Origin of the sequence: Bradyrhizobium sp. 190 (genome assembly GCF_023073415.1) — a bacterium.
GTDB lineage: Bacteria > Pseudomonadota > Alphaproteobacteria > Rhizobiales > Xanthobacteraceae > Bradyrhizobium.
Genome location: NZ_JADPJL010000033.1, coordinates 1 through 24,285, shown reverse-complemented (window position 1 = coordinate 24,285; position 24,285 = coordinate 1). Strand labels below are relative to the sequence as shown.

The following is a 24,285-nucleotide window of genomic DNA, read 5'->3' as shown; positions in this document are numbered from 1 at the left end:
ATCCCGGCAGGCTAGCTTGCCGGCCAATCCATCATAAAAACAACCGAGGAAACAACTACATGTTCGCGTTATGGAAACGGTACCGGCACGTCGCCGCAGTGGCTCCCCTGATGCTGGCGATGATCGCCACGGCTTCCGCGCAGGCGCCCTACCCGAACCGCAACATCACGCTGGTGCTGCCATTCGCCGCCGGCAGCGGCACCGACACCACCACCCGCATCATCTCGAAGGAGCTCGGCACCGCGCTCGGCGCCGGCATCGTGATCGAGAACAAGGCCGGCGCCAACGGTTCGATCGCGGCGAGCTATGTCGCGCGCTCCGCGCCTGACGGCTACACGCTGTTCGTGACGACCAACACGTCGCATTCGGCCAATCCGTATCTTCTGAAGAACATGACCTACGATCCGGTCAAGGATTTCACGCCGATCGCGCGGACCGGCGATCTGCCCTTCATGCTGGTGATCCATCCGGACATTCCCGCGAACTCGGTGGCCGAGCTGATCGCGCTCGCCAAGAAGGAGCCGGGCAAATACTCCTACGCCAGCGGCAGTTCATCGGCGATCGTGTCGGGCGCGACCTTTGCTCGCCTCGCCGGCATCGACCTGTTGCACGTTCCCTACAAGAGTTCGCCGCCCGCGCTGACCGACCTGATCGCTGGCCGCGTCTCGATGATGTTCATCGATGTCCCGACCGGACTGCCCCACGTCAACGCCAAGGCGCTGAAGGCGCTCGCCGTCACCACCAAGAAACCCTCGGCCCTGCTGCCGCAGCTGCCCACCATGGACGCCACGGTGAAGGGTTTCGACATCACCTCGTGGCAGGGCTATTTCGGTCCGGCCAACCTGCCCAAGGACGTCGTCACCAGGCTGAACGCGGAAATCCGCAAGGTCGTCGAACGGCCTGACATCAAGGGTCAGCTCGCCGAGCGCGGCATGGAAGCGTTCTCCGGCACGCCGGAAGAGTTCGACGCCTTCGTGAAGGAGCAGCTCGTGGTGTGGGAGAAGCTGATCACAGCGGCGGGGATCGAGAAGCAGTAAGCGAGACCGCGCTTCGTAGGGGGCAAAGCGCAGCGTGCCCACCACTCACGCCATGACTCGTTGAACCGATGGTGGGCACGGCGCTATGCGCCTTTGCCCACCCTACGGACCTAACGGTGGGGCGCACCGTTAGCCGGAAGTCGTCTTCGTTGACTCCGTGAACCCGGAATCGGTTACCTTCTTCTTCTGCGCTCTCCGCTTTTTGGTTGCGGTCTCGAGTGACCTTAGCGGCTGCAGATTCGTGTTGAGGGCGTTCTTCAGCAAACTCACGAGACGGCCCTGATACTCGCGTTCACTAATACGATCTTTGTACTTCATCGCCTCATTCCCACTCCGTTGCGCAACGCGCTTTGCGACGATCATCCGCGCCGAGAGACAGGCCGCACGGTCCCGTTGGGGTTGGAAAAAGCACGGAGCCGTGCGGATCATCGCACTACACACACGAGTTAGAGGATCGGTGCGCAGGCAATCAGCCGGCGCTGCTTGTCAAAATTAGCGTCCGGTTCAAACCTGCAACGCAAGGCTGGATGCACGATCTGCGACAGCGTCACTGCCCGATCATCACGCCGACGCTGCTCTGCCTGAAGTTCGCCGATGTTCGCGAATCCTCTTTGGTTGCATTGTCAACCGGAGTGCAAAAAATCTGCACGAAAAATAAATCCCTCACGAAGTCAAATTATTGGATTGTGATTTGATGTGGAAGAGACTTGTGTTGCCTGATTGCCCCTGTGAGTAACCGGGAAGAGCGGACATCTTTCGCACTCTCGTGCGGCTCATGTACCCGCAGGTGGTCGTAATCGCCCACCGTAGAACTTCTACGCGTCAACTTGCTGCGAATTCAGCGAGCTTCGTAGGGTGGGCAAAGCGTAGCGTGCCCACCATTCACGCCATGATTCGTCGATAGATGGTGGGCACGCTGCGCTTTGCCACCCTACTGATTCCTACCGATTCCGAGTCTACGCCGCCCTTACCTTGCCAAGGAATTCATCCACCGCGCTGCGCAGCATGCCGGACTGGGTGTCGAGTTCGCGGGCGTTTGCCAGCACCTCGGAGGCCGCCTTGCCGGTCGCCGCCGCTGCCGTGGTGACACCGCCGATATGGGTGGAGATCTCGTTCGATCCGGCCGCCACCGACTGAATGTTGCGGGCGATCTCGCGGGTAGCGCCACCCTGCTGCTCGACGGCGGTCGAGATCGAAACCGTGATCTCGCTCATCTGCGAGATGGTTTCGGTGATGCCGCCGATCGAGGCCACGGCTTCGCTGGTGGATGCCTGCATGGCCGCGACCTGGGAGGAGATTTCCTCGGTCGCCTTGGCGGTCTGGTTGGCGAGCGCCTTCACTTCCGACGCCACCACCGCGAAACCGCGGCCGGAATCGCCGGCGCGCGCCGCCTCGATGGTGGCGTTGAGCGCGAGCAAATTGGTCTGGGCGGCGATCGAGTGGATCAGCTTGACGACTTCGCCGATCTTCTCGGCGCCGGTCGAGAGCGCACCGACCGTGGCGTTGGTGCGCTCGGCGTCGCTGACCGCCTTGCTGGCGATCTCGCTGGAGCGCGCCACCTGACGGGAAATCTCGGTCACCGAGCTGGAGAGCTCTTCGGCGGCGGAGGCGACCGTGCCGACATTGTCGGACGAACGCTGCGATGCTGCGCCGACGGTCGCAGCCCGCGCGCTGGCGTCGCTGGCGGTCGTGGTCATGGACTGCGCGGTGGTCTGCATGCCGGCGGCCGCCGTCGACACCGAGCGAACGATGCCGGTCACGCTGCGTTCGAAGTCGCTGGCGATGCTTTCCATCGCCGTCCGCCGTTCGGCCTCGGCGCGCGCCTGCACCTGGGCCTCCTTCTGCTCGAGCCCGCGGATACGCACCGCGTTGTCCTGGAAGATCTGGACGGTCGCGGCCATCGCGCCGATCTCGTCGCCGCGGCCGATGCCCGGAATGGCGCCGTCCAGCCGGCCTTCGGCCAAATCCTGCATGCGGGCGCCGAGCTGACCGAGTGGCTTGGAGATGCTGCGGCCGATCATCCAGGCGATGCTGCCTGCAATCAGCGCGATGCCGAGAATGGCAAGCCCGAGCACTGCCGCGATCGGTTTCATCTTGGTGTCGAGATCATCGAGATAGGCGCCGGTGCCGACGAACATGTTCCAGCCGGGGATCGGAACCGCATAGGAAAACTTGCGGATCAGCTCCTCTTGTCCCGGCTTGCGGAATTCGTAGCGCAGCATGATTTCGCCATTGGCCGCGACGCCGTCGCGCAGTTCGCGCACGAGTTTTCTGCCACCCGTGTCGATGTCCATGCGGTTCTGGCCGATCTGGCTGGGAACCGGCGCCAGCACGGCGACGCCGTCCATCGTATAGGCGAACACGTAGCCGTTGCCGTTGTCGAAGGTCAGCGTATTGCCGCGCTTGCTGAACTCGGCAATCGCCGCTTCCTTGGTCATCTGACCCGCGGCAACCTGCTTCTGCAAGCCGAGCGCCATGTTGCGCGCCATGTCGACGATCGCCCTGGTCTGCTCGATCCGCGCATTCAGCATCTCACGCTTCATCAGATAGCCTGCGAGCACGCCGGCGGCGCAAAGGCCGAGCAGGGTCACACCCACCAGAATGCCGAGCTTGGGGGTGATCTTGAGATTGGTGAGCTTCACGGGGATCTCCGGAAATAGGCGCGTGGCACGCGATTGGCCGATTGATTCGGCGCACGATATCGTGAGACCCTTTAGCGCTTTGTTACGAGGACCAGCGGAAACCCGGCTGAAAACACCGCTTCCAATCGAAGCAGCAACCGGCGATTGTAGCGGGGAGCGGTCAAGTCGCGTAAAAGATGAAGTCGCGTAAAAGAAACGGGCGGCGCCCGCCGCCTCAAACGAACACCGAAGAATAAAATCGGGAGCAGGAAATGTCGAAATACAGGGTGGTGACGCCGAAGGGCGCGAGCTTCACGGTCGCCGGCGGCGGCTACGATTATGAAAAGGAAGCGCTCGATCCGATCGGGGCCGAAATCATCGAGGCGCCGGCCAACGAAGCGGAATTCATCGCCGCCGCAAAGACCGCCGACGCGATCTACGCCAAGGGCATGCCGATCACGAAAACGGTCATCGACGCCCTCGAAAACTGCAAGGTGATCACGCTCGGCAGCGTCGGGGTCGACTCGGTCGACGTCAAGGCGGCGACCGCCCGCGGCATTCCCGTCACCAACATCCCCGACACCTTCATCGAGGAGGTCGCCGACCACGCCATGATGCTCCTGCTGGCGGGTTTTCGCCGGCTGGTCGAGCAGGACAAGATGGTGCGCACCGGCCGCTGGTCCGAGGGCCGGCCGGCGCTGTTGAAGATCCCGCGGCTGATGGGTCAGACGCTGGGCTTCATCTCCTTTGGCCGGGTGGCGCGCGCGGTCGCCAAGCGCGCCGCCCCCTTCGGGCTGCGCATGATGGCCTACGACCCCTTCATCCAGGAAACGCTGATGTACGATCACGGCGTGATCCCGTCGACACTTAACGAGGTGCTGTCGCAGTCGGATTTCGTCTCGATGCATGCGCCTGCGCGGCCGGAGGTGCATCACATGCTCACCGAAAAGCATTTCCGCCAGATGAAAAAATCCGCCGTCTTCATCAATACCGGGCGCGGCGCCACCGTGGACGAGGAATCGCTGATCAAGGCGCTGCAGGAGGGCTGGATCGCGCATGCCGCCCTCGACGTGCTGGAAAAGGAGCCGCCGTCCCACAACAACCCGATGCTTTCGATGGAAAACGTCACCCTGACCGCGCATGTGGCCTCGGCATCGGCACGTTTTGACGAGGCGCGCAAGCGCCGCGTGGGCTACGAATTGTCACTGGTCCTGCAGGGGATGTGGCCGGTAAGCTGCGTCAACCCGTCGGTGCTGCAAGACACCGCGCTCCGCCGCTGGCAGCCCGTCAGCATGGATCGCGGCCCGAACAGCTAGGGCGGCAAGAAGCGTTTTCGAACGACAGGGTTCACCGGCGATTCAACGCCGGGAACCAATACAGGGAGAGAAGCATGAACGACATCACCCGTCGCGACGCGTTGGCGTTGGGCGCATCCGCCGCCGCGCTCGCCGTGACCGGCGCTTCGGCGCAAACCGCATCCACCATCAAGGCCGCCGACGTCCCGGCGCCCAAGTTTGCGATCGAGAAAGGCGCGTCCTTGCGCATGCTGCGCCCGGTCCGTTTCGTGCAAGCCGACGAGGACGTGTTCCGCGCCAACGCGAAGGTCTTCAGTGACAAGACCGGCATCGAGGTCAAGGTCGACTTTGTCGGCTGGGAAGACATCAACCAGCAGACCGCGGTGACCTCGAACTCCGGCGCCGGCCCCGACATGATCATCGGCTTCTCCGATGCGCCGCACATCTATATCGACAAGCTGGTCGAACTGACCGACGTCGCCGATTATCTCGGCAAGCGCTATGGCGGCTGGCTGCCGCTGGCGCAGACGTACGGCAAGCGCAGCAAGAGCGACGCCTGGATCGGATTGCCGTTCGGCGCCACCGCCGGCCCCCTGATCTACCGCAAATCGGTATTGAAATCGGTCGGCTACGACAAGATTCCGGAAGACCATGCCGGATTTCTGGAGCTGTGCCAGAAGCTGCAAAAGGCCGGCAAGCCGGCCGGCTTCGCGCTGGGCAATGCCAAGGGCGACGGCAACGGCTTTGCCAACTGGGCGCTGTGGTCGCACAACGCTTCCCTGCTCGATGAAGAGGGTAACATCATCATCAACAGCAAGGAGACCATCGCCGCGCTGAAGTGGGTCAAGGAACTTTACCCGACCTTTATTGCCGGCACGCCGTCGTGGAACGACGTCAGCAACAACCGCGCCTACTCCTCGCAGGAAATCTCGCTGACCGCCAACGGTGTCTCGCTGTATTTCTCGCTGAAGAACGATCCGGCCACCAAGGCGATCGCCGAGGACAGCGAGCATCAGCTCTTGCCGAAGGGCCTCGCCAAGGTCTCGCCGATGGCGGGCCTGACGCTCAACGCCATGCTGTTCAAGCACAGCCAGTATCCCAATGCCGCGAAGGCGTTCCTGCAATTCATGCTTGAAAAGGAACAATACGAGCCGTGGCTCAACGCCAACTCTGGCTACTGGTCCCAGCCGCTCACTGCCTATGCCGACGCCGCGGTCTGGTCCGGCGATCCCAAGGTCTCGATCTTCAAGGACACGATGAAGAGCACCTACTACGATGGCTACAAGGGACCGATTTCGACCGCGACAGGTGCGGTCAGTGCCGATTATGTGCTGATCCAGATGTGCGCAGCAGTCGCGACCGGCGCCTCGACCCCGGAAGCCGCGGCCGCGGAAGCGGAACAGCGTGCGAAGCGGTATTTCCGGCGGCAGGGCCGGTAACGGCCGAACAGAGCGGCCGTCATTGCGAGGAGCGATTGTCCCGCCGTAGCTCACCGAGCGAAGGCGGAAGCAACCAAGGTGGAAGCCGCGAAGATGGATTGCTTCCGCCTTCGCTAAAGCTTCGGCGGACAAGTCGCTTCGCTCGCAATGACGACTTCACCTAGCTCGCATCGGGATAATATTGATGTCTGTAACGACCCTACCATCGCGCGGCGTGGCGCTCCGGCAACCAGGCTGGATCGCACGCCTGTTCGACTACAAGCCGTTCCTGATCGTGATGTGCCTCGCGCCCGCGATCGGGCTGTTGACGGTGTTCCTCACCTACCCGTTGGGCTTAGGCGTCTGGCTCGCCTTCACCGACACCACAATCGGCCGGCGCGGTATCTTCGTTGGCCTCGAGAATTTCCAGTATCTGTGGACTGATCCCTTGTGGTGGGGCGCGGTGTTCTACAGCGTGTTCTACACCGCGGTCGCGACCTTCGGGAAATTCGCGCTCGGCTTCTGGCTGGCGCTGCTGCTCAACAATCACTTCCCGCTCAAGAGCCTGTTGCGCGCCATCGTGCTGTTGCCATGGATTGTGCCGACGGTGCTGTCCGCGCTGGCGTTCTGGTGGATCTACGATCCGCAGTTCTCGATCATCTCCTATCTGCTGGTCGACGTGCTGCACATCCGCTCCACCAACATCGACTTCCTCGGCACGCCCTGGAACGCGCGGTTCTCGCTGATCGTGGCCAACATCTGGCGCGGCATTCCCTTCGTCGCGATCTCGCTGCTTGCGGGGCTGCAGACCATTTCGCCATCGCTCTATGAGGCGGCGATGCTGGACGGCGCCAGCGCCTGGCAGCGCTTCCGTTACATCACCTTCCCGATGATGATGCCGATCCTCGCCATCGTGATGACGTTCTCGATCATCTTCACCTTCACCGACTTCCAGCTCGTCTACGCCATCACCCGCGGCGGGCCGGTCAACTCCACGCATCTGCTCGCGACACTCGCGTTCCAGCGCGGCATCGCCGGCGGCGAGCTCGGCGAGGGCGCGGCGATCGCGGTGTCGATGATCCCGTTCCTCGTGTTCGCGACATTGTTCAGCTACTTCGGCCTCGCGCGCCGCAAATGGCAGCAGGGAGAAGCCAATGACTGACGCAGCCGCCCAATCGACCAATGTCGCCAGCGCCACGCCCGACACCATGGCGTGGGATTCCCGCGCGCGGCGGGTGATGATGATCTACCTGCCGCTGTCCTGCTTCGTGCTGATCCTGCTGTTCCCGTTCTACTGGATGGCGATCACCTCGTTCAAGCCGAACACCGAGCTTCTGAACTTCAAGGAGCACAATCCGTTCTGGATCTCCTCGCCGACGCTCGCCCATATCAAGCACCTGCTGTTCAACACCGCCTATCCGACCTGGCTGAAGACCACGATGTTCGTGGCGATCGGCTCCACCTTCCTGTCGCTGTTCGCCTCGACGCTCGCTGCCTACGCGATCGAGCGCCTGCGCTTTCGCGGCAGTCCCTACGTGGGGCTCGGCATCTACCTCGCCTATCTGGTGCCGCCTTCGATCCTGTTCATTCCGCTGGCCACCGTGATCGTGCAGTTCGGCCTGTTCGACTCGCCGATGGCGCTGATCCTGGTGTATCCGACCTTCCTGGTGCCGTTCTGCACCTGGCTCCTGATCGGCTATTTCAAGTCGATCCCGTATGAGCTGGAGGAATGCGCACTGGTCGACGGCGCCACGCGGCTGCAGATCCTGCGCCGGATCACGCTGCCGCTCGCCGTGCCCGGCCTGATCTCGGCCGGCATCTTCTCCTTCACGCTGTCGTGGAACGAGTTCATCTACGCGCTCGCCTTCATCCAGAGCGGCGCCAACAAGACGGTGCCGGTCGCGATCTTGACCGAGCTCGTCACCGGCGACGTCTACCAGTGGGGCGCGCTGATGGCGGGCTCCCTGCTCGGCTCGCTGCCGGTCGCGCTGTTCTACTCGCTGTTCGTGGATTACTACGTGTCGTCGCTGACGGGCGCGGTGAAGGAATAGGCAGCGACCATCCAGGCTTCATCCCGCCGACATAACGGCAAGTGCGTTGATATGTGACTTTCACCGAAACGATCGGATCTAGCGGGGCCTGAACGCTACCGGAACGGTCATAGGCATCGTCGAGTAAGTGATTTCGGGTGGAAAGGCGGGGAACGGCTGGGCCTGGCGAAGCAATGCCATGGCCTGAGCATCGAACGCAGCAACTCCCGAAGAGCCGCCAACGCGGCCCGCCACGACCTGACCGTTACGGCCCAGCGTGAAAGCCAACCTTACGACGCCTTGCTCGGTGTGGCCGGATGGATATTTATGAAAGCTCATCAAGTGCGCGCGGACGCGCTGACTGTAAGCCGCCACCGCGGAGGCCGCGGCGCCCGCGCTCATCGCCGACGCGGCAGGGGCCTGACGTTCGGCGCGCGGCGGCGCGCTGGTGCGCGGCGCGGGTGTTGCCTCCGAAGGCTTCTTGGCGTCTGGCCTGACGATTTTCGGCTTCACCGGCACCGGCTTCTGTTCCGGAACGACCTTTGTGGGCTCGGGCTTTTCCGGCGTCGGCTGCAGCTTCTGCTCCGGCGGCGCAACGACCTCCGGCTTCTCCTGCGGCGGGGTCGGCGCGATCTGCTCCTGCACGGCTTCCGCGGCCGCGGGCTCGGGCGGCGACGCGTCCGCCTGCTGCATCTCGGGTCCCGGCGTCATGTCCGCCGGCGCCGCCTCTGGCGACGACGTGATGGGCGCCAGATCGACCATGATGGCGGGGAGCGCCACACCCGGCGTCGGGCGCTGGGTATACCAATTCATGGCTAATGCGATCAGCGCCGCATGCGCAGCCACGATCGCCATCGCCGAAACTCCCCAGCGGCGAAGGACGGCCTGGTCCGAGACGTCGTGGAGCGCGAACGCGTTCATGGTGCTAGCTACGGCCGTCGAGGCCGACCAGCGCGATCTTGAGGTAGCCGGCGTTGCGTAGGAGGTTCATCACTTCCATGAGGTCGCCATAGCTGACGGCCTTGTCGGCGCGCAGAAAAATGCGCTCATCCTTATCGCCCTTGGTGGCGGCATCGAGGGTCGCGGTCAGCGTCTCGCGTGCGATGATGTCCTCGCCGACGGCAACCGAAAGATCCGGCTTCACCGTGACGAACACCGGCTTGTCCGGCCGCGGCGACGGCTCGACGGCGCTGGCGGGAAGATTGACCCCGAGATCGACGGTTGCGAGCGGGGCGGCGACCATAAAGATGATCAGGAGCACCAGCATCACGTCGATGAACGGCGTGACGTTGATCTCGTGAGCCTCGACAAGATCGTCACCGCCGCCACGCGCCCGGCCGCCGACAACGCTACCCAGTTTGGCGCCCATCGCTCACACTCCCTCGCTACTCGGCGGCGCGCGCGAGGCGAAACGAGCCGCGGTCGCCCTCACGGCTGATCAGGAGCAGCACCATCGCCGAGGCGTCGCCGAGCAGTGCGCGATGGGCCGTGATCGTGCGGGTGAGATGATTGTAGATCACGACCGCCGGGATCGCCGCCACGAGACCGAGCGCGGTCGCCAGCAATGCCTCGGCGATGCCGGGCGCAACGACGGCGAGATTGGTGGTCTTGGCTTCGGAAATGCCGATGAACGAATTCATGATGCCCCAGACCGTCCCGAACAGGCCGACGAACGGCGCGGTGGCGCCGATGGTGGCGAGCACGCCGGTGCCGCGCGCGATCTGTCGTGACATCGCCGCCTCGACCCGCTCCAGCCGCAGCGCGACGCGCTCCTTGAGGCCGTCGTCGAAATGACCACCGGAGAGGCTGGCCTCGCGCGCGGCGGACTGGATGATCTGCGCCACGGCATCGTTGCCGCCACGGGTTTCCTGCTCGGCCTTGGCCAGCACGGTATCGGTTTCCAGCAGGCTCAGGCGCCGTCTGGCGGTCGTGGTCTTGCGGCGGAGCTCGATGGTTTTTGCCAGCCAGATCGTCCACGTCACGAGCGAGGCGAAGGCAAGCCCCACCATGACCGCCTGCACCACGATGTCGGCATTCACGAACATGTTCCATGGCGACAGGTTGCGCGGCAGCAGCGCGACATCGGTGGCGGCCAGCGCCGCACTCGGGAAGGCGGCCACGCCGGCCGCGCCACACCAACGGGCCATAACATCAAGCACTGTTCGCTGCATGATCGTCTCCCGGGCTGACAATACGGATCGGCTACGCCGCGCGGGCGCGCGCGATCCTTTCCGCTAGCGCGTGAAAGCGCTCCAACTGGTCGCCGCGCAGCGCGCGCGTCTCGTCGCGGCCGACGAACACCTTGAACATGATGCCGTCGTCGACATTGATGAAGGCGATGAAGGCCGACGACTTGCCCATGAAGGGACGCTCGACGAAAGCGATAGCCGCGCAGCGTTCGTGCCGGAGATGGCCGTGCAATCCCTTCGGCTGCATCAGGTTGAAATAGCCGCGCCCGACCTCGCCCGCCGGGATCGAGCCCGTGAACTCGAAGATCGCATCGTCGGTATGGACGATCAGCGTCACCTCGCCCCACTGCGCGACATCGTTCATGGCAGCGCCAAATTCGCCGCCGGCGCCGATGCGCACCATTGATTCAGGCATCGCCTCCAGGACGGCGCGCGGACTCACTTTCAGCTCCCGCGCCACGTCCTCGATCACCGCGCCCGGGTTCTCCGCCATATGGGCCTTGAGGCCGGCAAGGTCCGTGCTCGACATCGCACCCTCCCCGTCAAGCGGCGGCGCTGGATTTGCGCTCGCTCAGGATCACGTCGAATCCTTCGAACTTGGGATGGCCGAGGTAGAGGCTTTCGCCGGTCTTGTTGTCGGCGCGGGCGTGCGCCCGGCGGAACTCGTCTGATTTGGTCCAGGCTTCGAAGGCAGCCTTGTCGGCCCAGACCGTATGCGAGGAATACAGCGTGTGATCCTCGGCGACGGGTCCCTTGAGCAGATGAAACTCGACGAAGCCGGCCATGCTGCTGAGGTAGGATTCGCGCGTGCGCCAGACGGTCTCGAAAGCCGCTTCAGAGCCAATCTTCACCTGGAACCGGTTCATTGCGATAAACATTTTCAGAATCTCCTTGCTGGGTTGCTGGGGTGCGCCTGGCGTACCGTTTGAGTTGGTTGGAAACGCGCATGCACCGAAGCCGCGCGGAACATCAGCGCGGCCCGGTGCAACTTGATTGGTTGTCAGCTCGTCGAACTAAGCTCCGCCAAAGTGAATTTTCAATCCGGCCTTGTAGACCCTGCCCGGTCCGGGGCTCGACCACAACACGTCGTTCTGCGTGGTGCCGTCGGTGGAACTGCCGGGAATGGAATAGGGCCGGTAGTACTGGTTCAGGAGATTATCGATCGATGCCGTGAACATGATGTCCTTTGTCGCATGCCAGGTCAGGTAGAGATTGACCAGCTCATACCCGGTCGAGGGCAGATAGCCGACGGGGACGTCGTTGTTGGCGCCGAACGAGGACCACTGCGCGGCCAGGATCAGCCTGCGGTCGAGCAGCCGCACGCCGCCGGTCGTGGTGATCTTGCGTGGCGTGATGGTCGCCAGCCCGATATTGGTCGCGAGGTTCTTGCCGCGGATCAGGTGGCCGGCGAGGCCGACATACCATGAGCCCGCATCGTACATCGTTTCCGCCTCGATGCCCTCGATCCGGGCCTGCGCGATGTTCTGGTACTGATAGAACCGGGGGAACGTGCCGAACGGCGGCACCGCAGTAAGTCCGAAGGGGACGAGGTCGATGTAGTCACTGACGTCGTTACGGAACGCGTTGAACTTGCCGCGGAAGCTGTCACCGGACGTGAAGATGTCATTGTACTTCAGGTTGAGGCCGATTTCCTTGTTCTTGCCGACCTCCGGCCGCAGGCTCGGGTTAGGCAGGAAGCAGAACAATCCTACGGTACCGTTCGGGCAATTGAAGAAAGCAGGACCGCCGCCCGTGGCGTGCGCCCCCGAAATCAGCGTCTCCGTGATCGACGGTGCGCGATACCCTTCGGCATAACTGACATAGGGCGTAAAGCCCGCCACCGGCGTTACGCCGATGGTGATCTTCGGCGAGAACCGGTCGCCACCGCCACCGGTGGCCACCAACGGCGAATGAAGGTCGTAGCGGTCGTAGCGGATCGCGCTGATGGCTTCGAACCAGGTCGAGTAGTTCTGCTTCAACTGCGCAAATCCGCCGGAAACCGTCCGCAGGCCGCTCGGCGTGGTGATGTTGGAATTGCCGCGGCTGTCGGAGGTTTTCACGTCATCCTGAAACGCATCGACGCCGAACGTGACCGCGTTGCGCCAATCGCCGACGTTGAACCTCGTCGTATTGTAGACGTCGATCCCGAGCGTATCGAGCACATAGCCGCGCTTATCGCCGACGCAACCCGAAATGTTGTTGCCGACGTTGCCGGCGCCGCAAAAGGCTGCTCCGCTCGTGCTGTTATGATGGGTCTTGACCTGGTCGTTGTCGGTACGATTGCCGTACAGCGACATACTCCAGTCCCAGAGATTGTCGTCGGGCCTGCTGTATTTCCAGTTCAGCGTGCCCATGTAGTTCTTCGCGTCCGACGCGTAGACCGACGACCCCTGAAACAGCGCGCGTTGCGCCGCGGTCAGCACCGGCCCGCGGTTGAACTGGCCGATGCTGTATTGGTAATCCTGGAATACGCCGCCGAGCTTGATCTCATGGCCTTCGGCGGGGCGTACGGTAACTTTCATCAATCCAGCAGCAAGCTCATTGCCGGTATTTCCGATCTCGGTGCCGTTGCCGTCCTTGTAATTGCCCTGCGTGCGGTAGACCGCGCCGCCGAACACATCGACATTGGGATCGGCGCGCACGCCGCCGAAGATCGAGCCGAGGCCGCGAGCGCTGTTGGTACCACCGGAGCCGGTCATATCGACGCCCCAGCGCTCGCCCGGGCGCACGACGTCGTTGATGTCCTTGGTACGGAAGGAGACCACGCCGCCGATCGCGCCCGACCCGTAGATGTTCGCGGTCGGGCCGCGCACCACGTCGACGCCGCCGACCAATTCAGGATCGAGGAAGAACGAGCCGTTGGCGTTGTGTCCGGTACGCTGATAGTTCTGGCGCGCGCCGTCGACGACGACCGCGACGCGGCCGAAATCCTGCAGGCCGCGAATGTTGATCACGGTCGAGGGATCGTCGCCGCGCTCCTGAAACGATACGCCGGGCACGCTATAGAAAATGTCGGACAGCCGGTTCGGCTGCAGGCCCTGGATCTGCTCCATCGACACAGAACTGACGGGCGCCAGCGCGTCGATCGCGCGCTCCTCGGTCTTGGTCGCCACCGCCGTGATCGTATCGAGCGATTGCACCGGCGCAGCTCCAATCTGCGCCATCGCATTCCTGACAGGCGCCGGGGCTTGCTGAGCCTGCTGCGGCTTGGCTTGCTGGCGCTTGGCTTGCTTCTGTTTCTTTTGCTCGGCCGTACGCGTAACCGTCTCCGCTTCCAGCGCCTGCGTAAACGCGGCGCTTGACGACATCAATGCGAACGAAAATGCCGACGCGCCCAAAACCAAGGCGCGCGAATGCCTGACCCCGAAAGCCATATTGCCCCAACCTGTTGTTCTGTCTCTTGGGTTTGGCTGGCGGGCGCCGCGGTGATGAACGGCTGCTTGCTGGCTAAAAATCTTCGCGACCGGACCCCCCGGCTCGTATCGCGTCTAACTTGGTTACGCCGCGTTGCGGAACCGGTCAATAACGGCGCCTTGCACTTTATATCGATTGTAAAGTGCGATGGTTGGATTGCGGCCCCGCCCAACTATACAAGCTTAGGAACAAATGAACTTTTCGGGGCGCAAAGAACCAGAATGTCCACTACAGCGGGAGGCAAACTAGGAGGCGCTCCAGCGCGTGCGGGAAATTCTTCCGCCGTGACCAGATCCCTCGCTGTATCCGGCAACCGGATCGACAGCCGCGAGCTTTTTGCAACCGAGCGCGAGATCATCATCGCGCATGGCGAAGACAATTATCGCCTGCGCCTGACGTCGCAGAACAAGCTGATCCTGACCAAGTGACCCGCCCAGGTGAACCGGCAATGACGACTTGTCGCACGCTCGCATTGTCGGCCGCCGTGGGCTGCTTCCTGCTCGGCGGCACAGCGCTCGCCGCGGGCATTACCGTGCATGATGCCCGTAACCGCGACGTCACGATCTCAGATCCCGCGCGGATTGTCTCGATCGGCGGCGCGATCACGGAAATCCTCTACGCGCTGGGTTTCGAGGACCGGCTGGCCGGCGTGGACTCCACCAGCTTCTATCCGCCCGCGGCGCTGCGCGACAAGCCGAACGTCGGCTACATGCGCCAGCTTTCGGCCGAGGGCGTACTCGGGCTCAATCCCTCGCTGGTGCTGGCGGTGCAGGGATCCGGACCGAAGGAAACCATGGACGTGCTGGAAGCGGCCAAGGTGCCGCTGGTGCTGGTGCCCGAAACCTTTTCGGAAGCGGGCCTGATCGACAAGATCAAGCTGGTCGGTCACGCCATGGGTGCGGACAAGCGCGCTGAATGCCTGACGGCGGCGGTCGCCGGCGATCTGGCCCAACTGCGCGAGCTGCGCGCCAAGGTGACCAAGCCGGTCCGCGTGATGTTCGTGATGTCGCTGCTGAACGGCCGCGCGATGGCCGCCGGCCAGAAGACCGCCGCCAACGAAATCATCGCGATGGCCGGCGCCGTCAACGCCATCGACGGCTATGAAGGCTACAAGATCATCAACGACGAGGCGATCGTCGCGGCGAAACCCGACGTGGTGCTTTCGATCCAGCGCGGCAAGGACTCAGTGGCCGCGGAAGCCGTGTACGTCCATCCCGCCTTCGCACTGACCCCGGTCGCGGCCAACAAGACCTTCATCTCCATGGAAGGCCTCTATCTGCTCGGCTTCGGCCCGCGTACGGCGGCGGCGGCACGCGATCTCTCGGTCAAGCTCTATCCGGCGCTGGCGCCGCAGGCGGAGAAGTTCAAGCCGGCAGCACTCACCGCCGATTGCCGGCAATGACTGCGCTCACTGATGCCGGCGCGAAGCGCCGCAGCGGTTATGCGCTGCGGCCGCCCGCTTCCCTGACGCTTCTCTGCCTGCTCACCGCGCTTGCCGGTACGGCGCTGGTCGCGCTCACGATGGGCGCCGCTGGAATTCCGCTGGCGCGGCTGCCGGCCGCACTCGGCCTGTGGGCGGACGCTTCAGCCAGTCCAACGCTCGCGCGCGACCAGCTCGTGCTGTGGTCGATCCGGATTCCGCGGATCGCCGCCGCGGCGATGGTTGGCGCTCTGCTCGCCGCATCGGGGGCGATCATGCAGGGCCTGTTTCGTAACCCGCTCGCCGATCCCGCGCTGGTCGGCGTTTCCTCCGGCGGCGCATTTGCAGCGGCTGCGGCGATCGTCATCACCGACAGCCAGATCGGCCAAAGCCTTCATTTCATGCAAAACCAGTTGCTGCCGATTGCGGCCTTCGCGGGCTCGCTGGTGACGACGATCGCCCTTTATTCGATCGCGAGCCGTTCGGGTCGCACCTCGATTGCGATTTTCCTGCTGGCAGGCATTGCCATCGCCGCCATCGCCAATGCCGGCATCGGGCTGCTCGTGTTCATCGCCGACGACCGCCAGTTGCGCGACATCACGTTCTGGCTGTTGGGCTCGTTGAGCGGCGCGACCTGGCCCAAGCTCGCCGCGTTGGCGCCGGTGCTGGGGCTCGCGTTGATCGCCTGCGTCTCGATCGCCCGCGGCCTTGATGTCCTGGTGCTCGGCGAAGCCGAAGCGTTTCACAGCGGCGTCGACGTCGAGCGGCTGAAGCGGATTTCGATCGTGCTGGTGTCGGCGATGACGGGCGTTGCGGTTTCGGTCTGCGGCGTCGTCGGCTTTGTCGGCATCGTGGTGCCGCATCTGTTGCGGCTCCTGATCGGACCGGCACACCGGCTGCTGCTGCCGGCTTCCATGCTGCTCGGCGCGGTGCTGATGGTGGGCGCCGATACGCTGGCCCGCACCATTGTGGCGCCCGCGGAAATGCCGATCGGCATCCTGACGGCGGCGATCGGCGCGCCATTCTTCTTGGGCATGCTGTTGCGCCAGCGCGGGCTGGTTTCGCTATGACCGCCATTCTCGAAGCGCAGTCGGTCTCGATGGTAGTCAGCGGCGCCACGCTGGTCGACGGCATCGATCTACGCATTGCGGCCGGCGAGATGGTCGCGATCGTCGGCCCCAACGGCGCCGGCAAATCGACGCTGCTGCGGATGCTGTCCGGCGATCTCCGTCCGACGCGTGGCCAGATCACGCTGAAGCAGCGCGACATTCGCAGCTATCCACCGCGCCTTCTCGCTTATCACCGCATGATGTTGTCGCAGCACGTCAACGTCACCTTCCCGTTCACGGTCGAGGAAATCGTCCATATGGGCGCGGGCGACACCGGCCGCGCCGCCGCGCAAAGACTGGTCGATGCGGCGCTCAGCGAAGTCGATCTCGCGCATTTCAGCCACCGGCAATTGCCGACGCTCTCCGGCGGCGAACAGCAACGCGCGCATTTTGCCCGCGTGCTGGTGCAACTCGCCTGCGGTGAAGCACAGCACGGCCCGGGGCTTCTGCTGCTGGACGAGCCGACCTCGAGCCTCGACATGCGCCACCAGATCGACCTGGTGGAAACGGCGAAGCGGCGGGCGCAGAACGGCACGGCCGTGATCGCCGTGCTGCACGACCTCAATCTGGCGATGCGCTTCGCCAACCGCATCGTGCTGCTGCATCGCGGCCGGCTCGCCGTCGACGGCGGCCGCGCTGATGCGATCACGGCCGAGACCATCCGCCGGATTTTTGAGGTGGATGTGACGATCGACTATACCGATCAGGGCGTACCGTTCCTGCTGCCGCAGACCATGCGGCCCGCCGGCCCGGCAACGGCATAACGCCGCAAGGCTTATCCAACGGCGTTACAGGTTCTTCACGGAACTGTCAGCTAACTGTAACAGCCGCTCCGCAAGACAGGCGCATCGTCATTCACAGGAGATCCGCCATGCGCGTGTCATTGCTCTGCTCCGTCGCGTCCGTCTTTCTGGCCAGTGCTGCATTTGCGCAAGGCGAAGGCGAGTTTCCCGCCACGCTGAAGGGACACGCCGTGCTGCCGGCGCAAACCTTCATCGACGCGCCCACGGATGCGCCTGACGATCTCAGGACCGCGGGCAAATACACCACCGGCAAGCGCGTCGATGCCGTCGGCACCGTGATGGGAAAATCCTATGAGCGCCCGACCGGCGTCTCGCTGCCGTTCAAGGGCCAGCCGCTGCAGGGCCATTCCGGCATCAAGGTGATGGCGGACGGCTCGTTCTGGGTGCTCACCGACAATGGCATGGGCTCGCGCTACAACTCGGCGGATTCGATGCTCTATCTCAACCGCCACAAGATCGACTGGGCGACCGGCAAGATCGAGCGGCAGGAAACTATCTTCCTGCACGACCCCGACAAGAAGGTGCCGTTCCGTATCCTGCATGAGGACAAGGCAAAACGTTATCTCACCGGTGCCGACTTCGACACCGAAGGATTTCAGATCATTGGCGACACCTTCTGGATCGGCGACGAGTTCGGCCCCTATGTGCTGAAGGCCGACAAGACCGGCAAGGTCCTGGCCGTGTTCGACACCACCGCCGACGGCAAGCTGGTGCGCTCGCCCGATCACTGGTCGGTGCAGTCGCCGGCAGCTCCAGGCGCGAGCTACACCACCGTCAATCTGCGCCGCTCCAAGGGCTATGAAGGTTTTGCGTCGTCAAAGGACGGCAAATTCCTCTACGGTCTGCTCGAAGGCCCGCTGTGGGACGCCGAGAAGAAGGACGTTGAAAAGGTCGACGGCAAGGAAGCCGCGCGTATCATCGAATTCGACGTCGCCGCGGAGAAGTTTACCGGCCGCTACTGGCAGTATGTGTTCGAGCAGAACGGCAACGCCATCGGCGACTTCAACATGATCGACGCCACAAGCGGCCTGGTCATCGAGCGCGACAATGGCGAAGGCACCGCCGACAAGGCCTGCCCGGCCGGCCAGCGCGGCGAGAACTGCTTTGCTGACCTCGCGAAGTTCAAGCGCGTCTACAAGGTCGAGCTGTCCGACGCCAATGTCGGCAAGCCGGTGCGCAAGATCGCCTATATCGACCTGATGAAAATCAAGGATCCTGACAAGAAGGCCCGCAAGCCGCTCAATGACGGCGTGCTGACCTTCCCGTTCTTCACCATCGAGAACGTCGATCGCGTCGACGACACCCATATCATCGTCGGCAACGACAACAATCTGCCGTTCTCATCGAGCCGCGATCCCAACAAGGCCGACGACAACGAGTTCGTGCTGCTGGAAGTCGCGGAGTTTTTGAAAGCGAAGTGACGTCGCAGCTTCTCTCCCTCTCTCCGCCCTTTCGCGGGGAGAGGGAGACGACCCGTTCTGCGCTACGGCAGCACCGTCTGCCGCCGTCGATCGAGCGCCTTCGACCGCTCCATCCACTCTGGCAGGGGCGCACCGTCGCGATGCCGTCCGCCGGCGCACGCCGCGGCCCAGGCAGCTACGGCGCCGAGCAGGATCGCGGTCGCGACCGAAAAGGCGAGGATGATAGTGCTGCGCCGTGACCGTGCAATGGCTGTCTTGGCGTTGGCAATGACGCTGTCGACCCTGCGTTCCGCGTCGGCCGCAGCAAGACCGGTCAGCGCTCCGACCTGCTGAATGAGATAGGTGCGGTCGTCCGCGCTCAAGCCGCTATGACTTGAGGTGGTGAGAAGGATACGGCCAGCCTCGGCGCGCTCGGCGCTGAGGTCGACATTGGGCGCCCGACGGCTGGCGCGAAACAGCCGGTCCAGCTCATAGCTCAACAGTGGCTCGGCCGCACTGGCCTGCGCTGGGCCACGCATCGACGATGTCCGATTGACAGTGGCCGCGCCAATCCAGGTGGCGAGAATGGCGCCCATGACCACAGCGAGCGCCCAAGTACCCAGACCATGGGCGCCGTCGACGTGCTCTGTTTCCTCCACCGCAGCTGGGCCGGTCGAGGTACGGGTATGTCCGGCGATGTAGCCACCCAGGCCAAAGCTAACTACGGCCTGGATGATCAGATAGAGGCCCGACAGGATCGCAAGTGCCGCAGACGCATCGCGCCAGGTTGGCGCCGTCGACGTGACGCCGAGGCCAATCGTGACCGCAAATGTCAGCAGCACCGAGGAGAGCGCAGTCGCCGCAAACGCGCCGAGCACGATCGGCGACCATTGCAGGAAGCGCGGAGCGATATCGCTTCGCGCCACCGGGGTGATGTTTTCCATCGACCTCTCCATGGCGTTAGCGAAGGCCGAAGAAGGACAGAACCGCCAGAATCACGACAATCAGGCCGACGAGATAGATAAGACCGTGCATGGTTTCCTCCGTTTTCCCGCCCCCTTTCTCAATCGACAATCGGCCGCGACGGGCAAAGTTCCTCACGCCAACAGGAAAAGTGGTAATCGGCGAAGCACGGTGGCCCCCTGATGCCATGTCCTTTGATCTGGTCACTTCGGTCCCCATATTCGAGCTATGCGCAACCCCTGTTTGAGGACGCCGGCTTGACCGAGCAGCTCTCCCTTTTTTCGCAAGCCACGGGCGTACCGGAGGGGCTCCGATATGTCGCCGAGTTCATCTCGCCGGCGCTTGAGCGCGAGCTCATCGGGCATGTCTCAGCGTTGCCGCTACAGCCGTTCCAGTTTGGCGCCTTTGAAGGCAAGCGTCGGGTGGCGTCGTTCGGATACCGCTACGATTACACGCTGCAGCGGTTGCAGCCGGCCGAACCGATCCCTCCCTGGCTTGGTCCGCTGATTGAAAAGGTCGAGGCCCATGGCAGGCCGTCGACGCAGATCGCGCAGGTTCTCTGCACCGAATATGACGTCGGCGTGAGGATCGGCTGGCACCGCGACAAACCGCATTTCGACCGAATCTTCGGCCTCTCACTTGGATCGCCATGCAAGTTCCGTTTTCGGCGCGCGGTTGACGAAAAATGGCAGCGCTACACGCTCGAAGCTGCGCCGCGCTCGCTCTACATGATGTCGGGTGAATCCCGACGCATCTGGGAACACAGCATTCCCGCCGTCGAGGCGCCGCGTTACTCCATCACCTTTCGCACGATGGCTGACCGAAAGACCTAGCGGCGCGTAATTCAGCTCTAATAGACTTCCGGGTGAGGGGCTGCTTCCACGATCACTGCTGTCTGAGCCCGTGGAGGCAGCCCCTCACCCCTGCCCTCTAAGAGCAAGCTTCGCTTGTCTCGACCCCGTAAAAAACGGGGAGAGGGAGTCGATCGGCAGCAGCCCGCCTCAGCCCGCCGGCACCATCACGACGCCCTTGTCCTTGGGCCAGCGTATCCGCCAGGCGAAGTTGATATCCCTGACCTCGCCGGCCTTCGCCTCAAAAGCCCATTCCAGCACGCCGCGCTTGTCACGCAGATTGGTTGCGGTCGGCGGCGTCGTGGATGACAGCATTTCGACCTGGATCTCCTCGTTCTCGCTGACCGGCAACTGATCCTCGATCGAGATCCGGATTGGGAAGTCGTGGCCGTTGCGTACCGTGGTCTTGAACGCGCGTTCGTCGGTCTTCGACGTCGTCACGATCAGGCCGGCCGATCCCTCGTTGCGCTTGAGAACGGTGCGCTCGATCTTGATCTTGTCGTCGGCGCCGAAGCCGAGCCGCACGGTCTCGTCCTTAGCCGCAGCGGCCATGTGGCCGCGGCCGACGAATATGCCGTCGCGATAGATCGCAACCCGGCCCGGCAACAGCGGCGCGTCCTCGTTCTGCTTGAAGCTCGCTTCCAGAAACGCAGTCGGATCCAGCACCGGCGCCGCGCGCACGGCGAGGTCGGGCGTAATGCTCGCACTGGAGACGCGCAGGCTCTTGGCGCCTTCGCTGGCGCCGAGGCTGACGCGTCCGGGAATCTTGAACATCACCTGGAAGCCGCTGACGTCAGCCGCGGCCTGCTGCTCGGCCGCCTTCTCCATCACGGGCTCATCGCTCTTCCCCCCGCTAGCGCGGAGCTGCCTCTGCCTGTCCGGCGGTGGTGCAGCCGAGGGCATTGCATAATCCAATGCGGACGCAGCGGCCATCGGACGCGGCACTTGCGGGTATTGAACGACGAGCGACTTCAGGTCGGGTGCGCTGCCGCCACGCGCAGTTCGCACGGTGGAAACGGCGAGCGCGACATTGGACCAGTCCTCGCCGGTGTTTTGCGTGATTTCGGCACGGCGCACCAGTTCGAGCGCAGGCTTGCGGTCCTTGGCGCCGGTGTCGAGGCGGGCGTCGTAGAGCGGCATCCAGCGCGCGTTGCGCACGGCATAAGTTACGCGCAGCGTCGCCTTGGTCGCGGCGACGGCTGCGAGTTCGATCCGGACTTCCAGCTTGTTCGGCGGCTTTTGCGCCCGGTCCTGTTCGAGACGCGCGATTTCGCGGTCGAGTTCGCGCTGCTTGCGCCCGGCATCGCGGATGGCGGCGTCGGCGCTGGCGACTTCCTCGCCGACTGCGGCAAAGGCCGCGCGCCATTCGGCGATCGGCCGCGCCTCACCCTTGTCGCCGATTCCGGCCGGAGAAGTATCCGCAAATCGCTCGGCGAATTTGCGCCGGGCGGTCGCGGCATCGATCGCGCCTTGCAAGTTGGCGCGCTCGTCCTTCAGCGCTTCGATGCGCTTGTCCAGTTCGGGCAGGTTGACTGGCGGCGCCGCGCGCGGCGGTTTTGCGTCGATCGCGCCGATGGTGAGTTTTGCGCCTGCCTCGCCCTCGACCCTGAGCGACGAGGGGTCCAGCGTGAGCGGAAAGTCCTTGAGAACGGCCGAATTCTCGCCTGCCGGCAGATCGAGCGAGATGATCCGCGTGACGCTGGCGCCGTCGGGATAGACGGTGACGGCATCGACCGCCGAACTGGCGGGCACATCGGCCGCCCGTACCTCGCCGGCGGCCAGCGCCGCCAGGACGACGACGCTCGCCGTCAAATAACCGTTAGCAATCAATCGCATGATAACCTCCTGAAACGTTCACCGGCTGGCGACGCGCAACAACGCCCACCACTCCCGGTCATGAGACGCAGCGACGGAGGAACCGGTTCGATTGAAATTTCCATGCGGCTTCGCCGCGGTGGGACCGCGGCGACGGACGAGCAATCCCCTCGCTGAAGCGAAAAGAACGACGCGCGGCTAGAACACCAGCGCCTTGGCCTGCTTCACCTGAGGCAGTTTCTGCACCTTGGCAAGCACGTCCGCCGGAACCGGCCCATCGATCTCGACCAGCGCGATGGCGTCGCCGCCCTGCTTGGTCCGGCCGAGATGGAAGGTCGCGATGTTGATCTTGGCATCGCCGAGCAGCGAGGCGAAGCTGCCGATGAAGCCAGGCTTGTCCTCGTTGGTGATATAGATCATCGACTTGCCGAACTCGGCGTCGACCCGGATGCCCTTGATGTCGACCAGCCGCGGCTTGCCGTCGTGATAGACGGTGCCGGACACCGAGCGTTCCTGCCGTTCCGTGATGACGGTAACGGTGATCAGGCTTTCGTAATCGCTCTGCGCCGCGCGCACGATCTCGTCGACCACCATGCCGCGCTCCTTGGCGACGACGGGCGCGGAGACCACGTTGACGTCGCCCAGCATCGGCCGCAGCAGACCCGACAGCACCGCCGAAGTGATCGCCTTGATCTTCATCTCGGCGACATGTCCCTCATAGGTGATCTGGACTTTCAAGATCCCGCTCTCGGTGAGCTGGCCCGCGAACGAGCCGAGCTTTTCGGCGAGCTCGATGAACGGCTTCAGCTTTGGCGCCTCTTCAGCCGTGATCGAGGGGAAGTTCACCGCGTTCGAGATCGCACCCGTCAAGAGATAATCGGACATCTGCTCGGCGACCTGAAGCGCCACATTCTCCTGCGCTTCCGTAGTGGCGGCTCCGAGATGCGGGGTGCAGATCACGTTGGGGTGGCCGAACAGCACGTTCTTGGTGGCGGGCTCCTCGACGAACACGTCGAAGGCGGCGCCCGCGACATGCCTAGAGTTCAACGCGTCGACCAGCGCCTGCTCGTCGACCAGGCCGCCGCGCGCGCAATTGACGATGCGCACGCCCTTCTTCATCTTGGCGATCGCCGCCGCGTCGATGATGTTCTTTGTCTTTTCGGTCAGCGGCGTGTGCAGCGTGATGAAATCGGCGCGCTTGAGCAGCTCGTCGAGCTCGACCTTCTCGACGCCGATATCCTTGGCGCGCTCCGGCGACAGGAACGGATCGAACGCGACCACCTTCATGCGCAGGCCGAGCGCGCGGTCGGCGGCGATCGAACCGATGTTGCCGCAGCCGACCACGCCCAGCGTCTTGCCGGTGATCTCGACGCCCATGAAGCGGTTCTTCTCCCACTTGCCGGCCTGGGTGGAGGCGTCGGCCTGCGGAATTTCACGCGCCAGCGCCAGCATCAAGGTGATGGCGTGCTCGGCGGTCGTGATCGAATTGCCGAACGGCGTGTTCATCACGATGATGCCCTTGGCGGTCGCCGCCGGGATCTCGACATTATCGACACCGATACCGGCGCGGCCGATTACCTTCAGCTTGGTGGCCTTCTCGATGATCTTCGCGGTAGCCTTGGTCGCGGAGCGGATCGCAAGCCCGTCATAATTACCGATGATCTCGGCGAGCTTGTCCTTGTCCTTGCCGAGATTGGGCTGGAAGTCGACCTCGACACCGCGATCCCTGAAGATCTGCACCGCGGCGGGAGAGAGCGCGTCGGAAATGAGAACTTTGGGTTTGGACATTGGAATGTCTCCTTCATCCTCCCCTGGAGGGGGAGGGTCGGCGCGCAGCGCCGGGGTGGGGTGAAACTGTCGATGCGAACTCTGCGTGCGTCGGGTGCGGAGAGATCACCCCACCCCGACGCCCCCTTTGGG

Annotated in this window: 22 protein-coding genes; 11 read left to right on the top strand and 11 right to left on the bottom strand. The window is 63.7% G+C overall.

All coding sequences use genetic code 11. From position 1 onward, the window contains the following. Positions 1-110: 110 nt before the first annotated feature. Positions 111-1,037, top strand: coding sequence for a tripartite tricarboxylate transporter substrate binding protein (locus IVB22_RS20075; RefSeq protein ID WP_247519021.1), 927 nt, complete (start codon positions 111-113; stop codon positions 1,035-1,037). A 956-nt stretch (positions 1,038-1,993) separates the two neighbouring features. Here IVB22_RS20075 and IVB22_RS20070 read toward each other — a convergent pair. Then, positions 1,994-3,679 (bottom strand): methyl-accepting chemotaxis protein, encoded by a 1,686-nt coding sequence (locus tag IVB22_RS20070; protein WP_247519012.1) that lies wholly within the window; start codon positions 3,677-3,679, stop codon positions 1,994-1,996. Positions 3,680-3,930: 251 nt separating this feature from the next. On the opposite strand from IVB22_RS20070, the gene IVB22_RS20065 reads away from it, so the two are divergent. The 4 genes from IVB22_RS20065 (at position 3,931) to IVB22_RS20050 (ending at position 8,422) form a co-directional block, all read left to right on the top strand. Then, a complete protein-coding gene (locus tag IVB22_RS20065) occupies positions 3,931-4,974 on the top strand; it encodes a C-terminal binding protein (RefSeq protein ID WP_247519011.1) in 1,044 nt (347 codons plus the stop codon). A gap of 74 nt (positions 4,975-5,048) precedes the next feature. Next, positions 5,049-6,392, top strand: coding sequence for an ABC transporter substrate-binding protein (locus IVB22_RS20060; RefSeq protein WP_247519010.1), 1,344 nt, complete (start codon positions 5,049-5,051; stop codon positions 6,390-6,392). A gap of 184 nt (positions 6,393-6,576) precedes the next feature. Beyond that, on the top strand, positions 6,577-7,533 hold the full coding sequence (locus IVB22_RS20055) for a carbohydrate ABC transporter permease (protein ID WP_247519009.1): 957 nt from the start codon (positions 6,577-6,579) through the stop codon (positions 7,531-7,533). Next, positions 7,526-8,422 carry a carbohydrate ABC transporter permease gene (locus IVB22_RS20050; protein ID WP_247519008.1) on the top strand — a complete coding sequence of 299 codons (897 nt, stop codon included), beginning with the start codon at positions 7,526-7,528 and terminating at the stop codon, positions 8,420-8,422. The genes IVB22_RS20055 and IVB22_RS20050 overlap by 8 nt, the downstream gene beginning before the upstream one ends. Before the next feature lie 78 nt (positions 8,423-8,500). On the opposite strand, the gene IVB22_RS20045 is transcribed toward IVB22_RS20050, so the two are convergent. The 6 genes from IVB22_RS20045 to IVB22_RS20020 form a co-directional block, all read right to left on the bottom strand. Then, positions 8,501-9,322, bottom strand: coding sequence for an energy transducer TonB (locus IVB22_RS20045; protein WP_247519007.1), 822 nt, complete (start codon positions 9,320-9,322; stop codon positions 8,501-8,503). Between the two features lie 4 nt (positions 9,323-9,326). Next, positions 9,327-9,770: a TonB system transport protein ExbD gene (gene exbD / locus IVB22_RS20040; RefSeq protein ID WP_247519006.1), complete on the bottom strand. Its 444-nt coding sequence runs from the start codon at positions 9,768-9,770 to the stop codon at positions 9,327-9,329. A 16-nt stretch (positions 9,771-9,786) separates the two neighbouring features. Beyond that, entirely contained in the window at positions 9,787-10,548 is a 762-nt protein-coding gene (gene exbB, locus IVB22_RS20035) for a tonB-system energizer ExbB (protein WP_247519020.1), read from the bottom strand. 55 nt (positions 10,549-10,603) lie between these two features. Further along, entirely contained in the window at positions 10,604-11,119 is a 516-nt protein-coding gene (gene hutX, locus IVB22_RS20030) for a heme utilization cystosolic carrier protein HutX (protein WP_247519005.1), read from the bottom strand. Between the two features lie 13 nt (positions 11,120-11,132). Then, positions 11,133-11,468 (bottom strand): antibiotic biosynthesis monooxygenase, encoded by a 336-nt coding sequence (locus IVB22_RS20025; protein WP_108521446.1) that lies wholly within the window; start codon positions 11,466-11,468, stop codon positions 11,133-11,135. 135 nt (positions 11,469-11,603) lie between these two features. Beyond that, positions 11,604-13,898, bottom strand: a complete 2,295-nt coding sequence (locus IVB22_RS20020) for a TonB-dependent hemoglobin/transferrin/lactoferrin family receptor (protein ID WP_374207571.1) — start codon at positions 13,896-13,898, stop codon at positions 11,604-11,606. Between the two features lie 327 nt (positions 13,899-14,225). On the opposite strand from IVB22_RS20020, the gene IVB22_RS20015 reads away from it, so the two are divergent. The 5 genes from IVB22_RS20015 to IVB22_RS19995 all read left to right on the top strand — a co-directional run bounded on the left by IVB22_RS20015 (position 14,226) and on the right by IVB22_RS19995 (position 18,757). Continuing rightward, positions 14,226-14,432, top strand: a complete 207-nt coding sequence (locus IVB22_RS20015) for a hemin uptake protein HemP (protein WP_247519003.1) — start codon at positions 14,226-14,228, stop codon at positions 14,430-14,432. Positions 14,433-14,452: 20 nt separating this feature from the next. After that, on the top strand, positions 14,453-15,406 hold the full coding sequence (locus tag IVB22_RS20010; RefSeq protein WP_247519002.1) for a hemin ABC transporter substrate-binding protein: 954 nt from the start codon (positions 14,453-14,455) through the stop codon (positions 15,404-15,406). Beyond that, positions 15,403-16,494: an iron ABC transporter permease gene (locus IVB22_RS20005; RefSeq protein ID WP_247519001.1), complete on the top strand. Its 1,092-nt coding sequence runs from the start codon at positions 15,403-15,405 to the stop codon at positions 16,492-16,494. Before IVB22_RS20010 ends, IVB22_RS20005 begins: the two co-directional genes overlap by 4 nt. Continuing rightward, a complete protein-coding gene (locus tag IVB22_RS20000) occupies positions 16,491-17,297 on the top strand; it encodes a heme ABC transporter ATP-binding protein (RefSeq protein WP_247519000.1) in 807 nt (268 codons plus the stop codon). The genes IVB22_RS20005 and IVB22_RS20000 overlap by 4 nt, the downstream gene beginning before the upstream one ends. Before the next feature lie 107 nt (positions 17,298-17,404). Beyond that, positions 17,405-18,757: an esterase-like activity of phytase family protein gene (locus tag IVB22_RS19995; RefSeq protein ID WP_247518999.1), complete on the top strand. Its 1,353-nt coding sequence runs from the start codon at positions 17,405-17,407 to the stop codon at positions 18,755-18,757. A 62-nt stretch (positions 18,758-18,819) separates the two neighbouring features. On the opposite strand, the gene IVB22_RS19990 is transcribed toward IVB22_RS19995, so the two are convergent. Next, positions 18,820-19,680, bottom strand: coding sequence for a hypothetical protein (locus IVB22_RS19990; RefSeq protein WP_247518998.1), 861 nt, complete (start codon positions 19,678-19,680; stop codon positions 18,820-18,822). A gap of 16 nt (positions 19,681-19,696) precedes the next feature. Beyond that, on the bottom strand, positions 19,697-19,906 hold the full coding sequence (locus IVB22_RS19985) for a hypothetical protein (protein ID WP_247518997.1): 210 nt from the start codon (positions 19,904-19,906) through the stop codon (positions 19,697-19,699). A 50-nt stretch (positions 19,907-19,956) separates the two neighbouring features. Between IVB22_RS19985 and IVB22_RS19980 the strand changes: the two genes are divergently transcribed. Next, the gene (locus tag IVB22_RS19980; RefSeq protein ID WP_247518996.1) at positions 19,957-20,532 is read left to right on the top strand and encodes an alpha-ketoglutarate-dependent dioxygenase AlkB; all 576 of its coding nucleotides are present in this window, start codon (positions 19,957-19,959) and stop codon (positions 20,530-20,532) included. A gap of 168 nt (positions 20,533-20,700) precedes the next feature. Here IVB22_RS19980 and IVB22_RS19975 read toward each other — a convergent pair whose 3' ends face one another. Together IVB22_RS19975 and serA are read right to left on the bottom strand one after the other, a co-directional pair. Then, entirely contained in the window at positions 20,701-22,386 is a 1,686-nt protein-coding gene (locus IVB22_RS19975) for a mucoidy inhibitor MuiA family protein (protein ID WP_247518995.1), read from the bottom strand. A 177-nt stretch (positions 22,387-22,563) separates the two neighbouring features. Continuing rightward, entirely contained in the window at positions 22,564-24,153 is a 1,590-nt protein-coding gene (serA, locus tag IVB22_RS19970) for a phosphoglycerate dehydrogenase (protein WP_247518994.1), read from the bottom strand. Positions 24,154-24,285 lie beyond the last annotated feature (132 nt).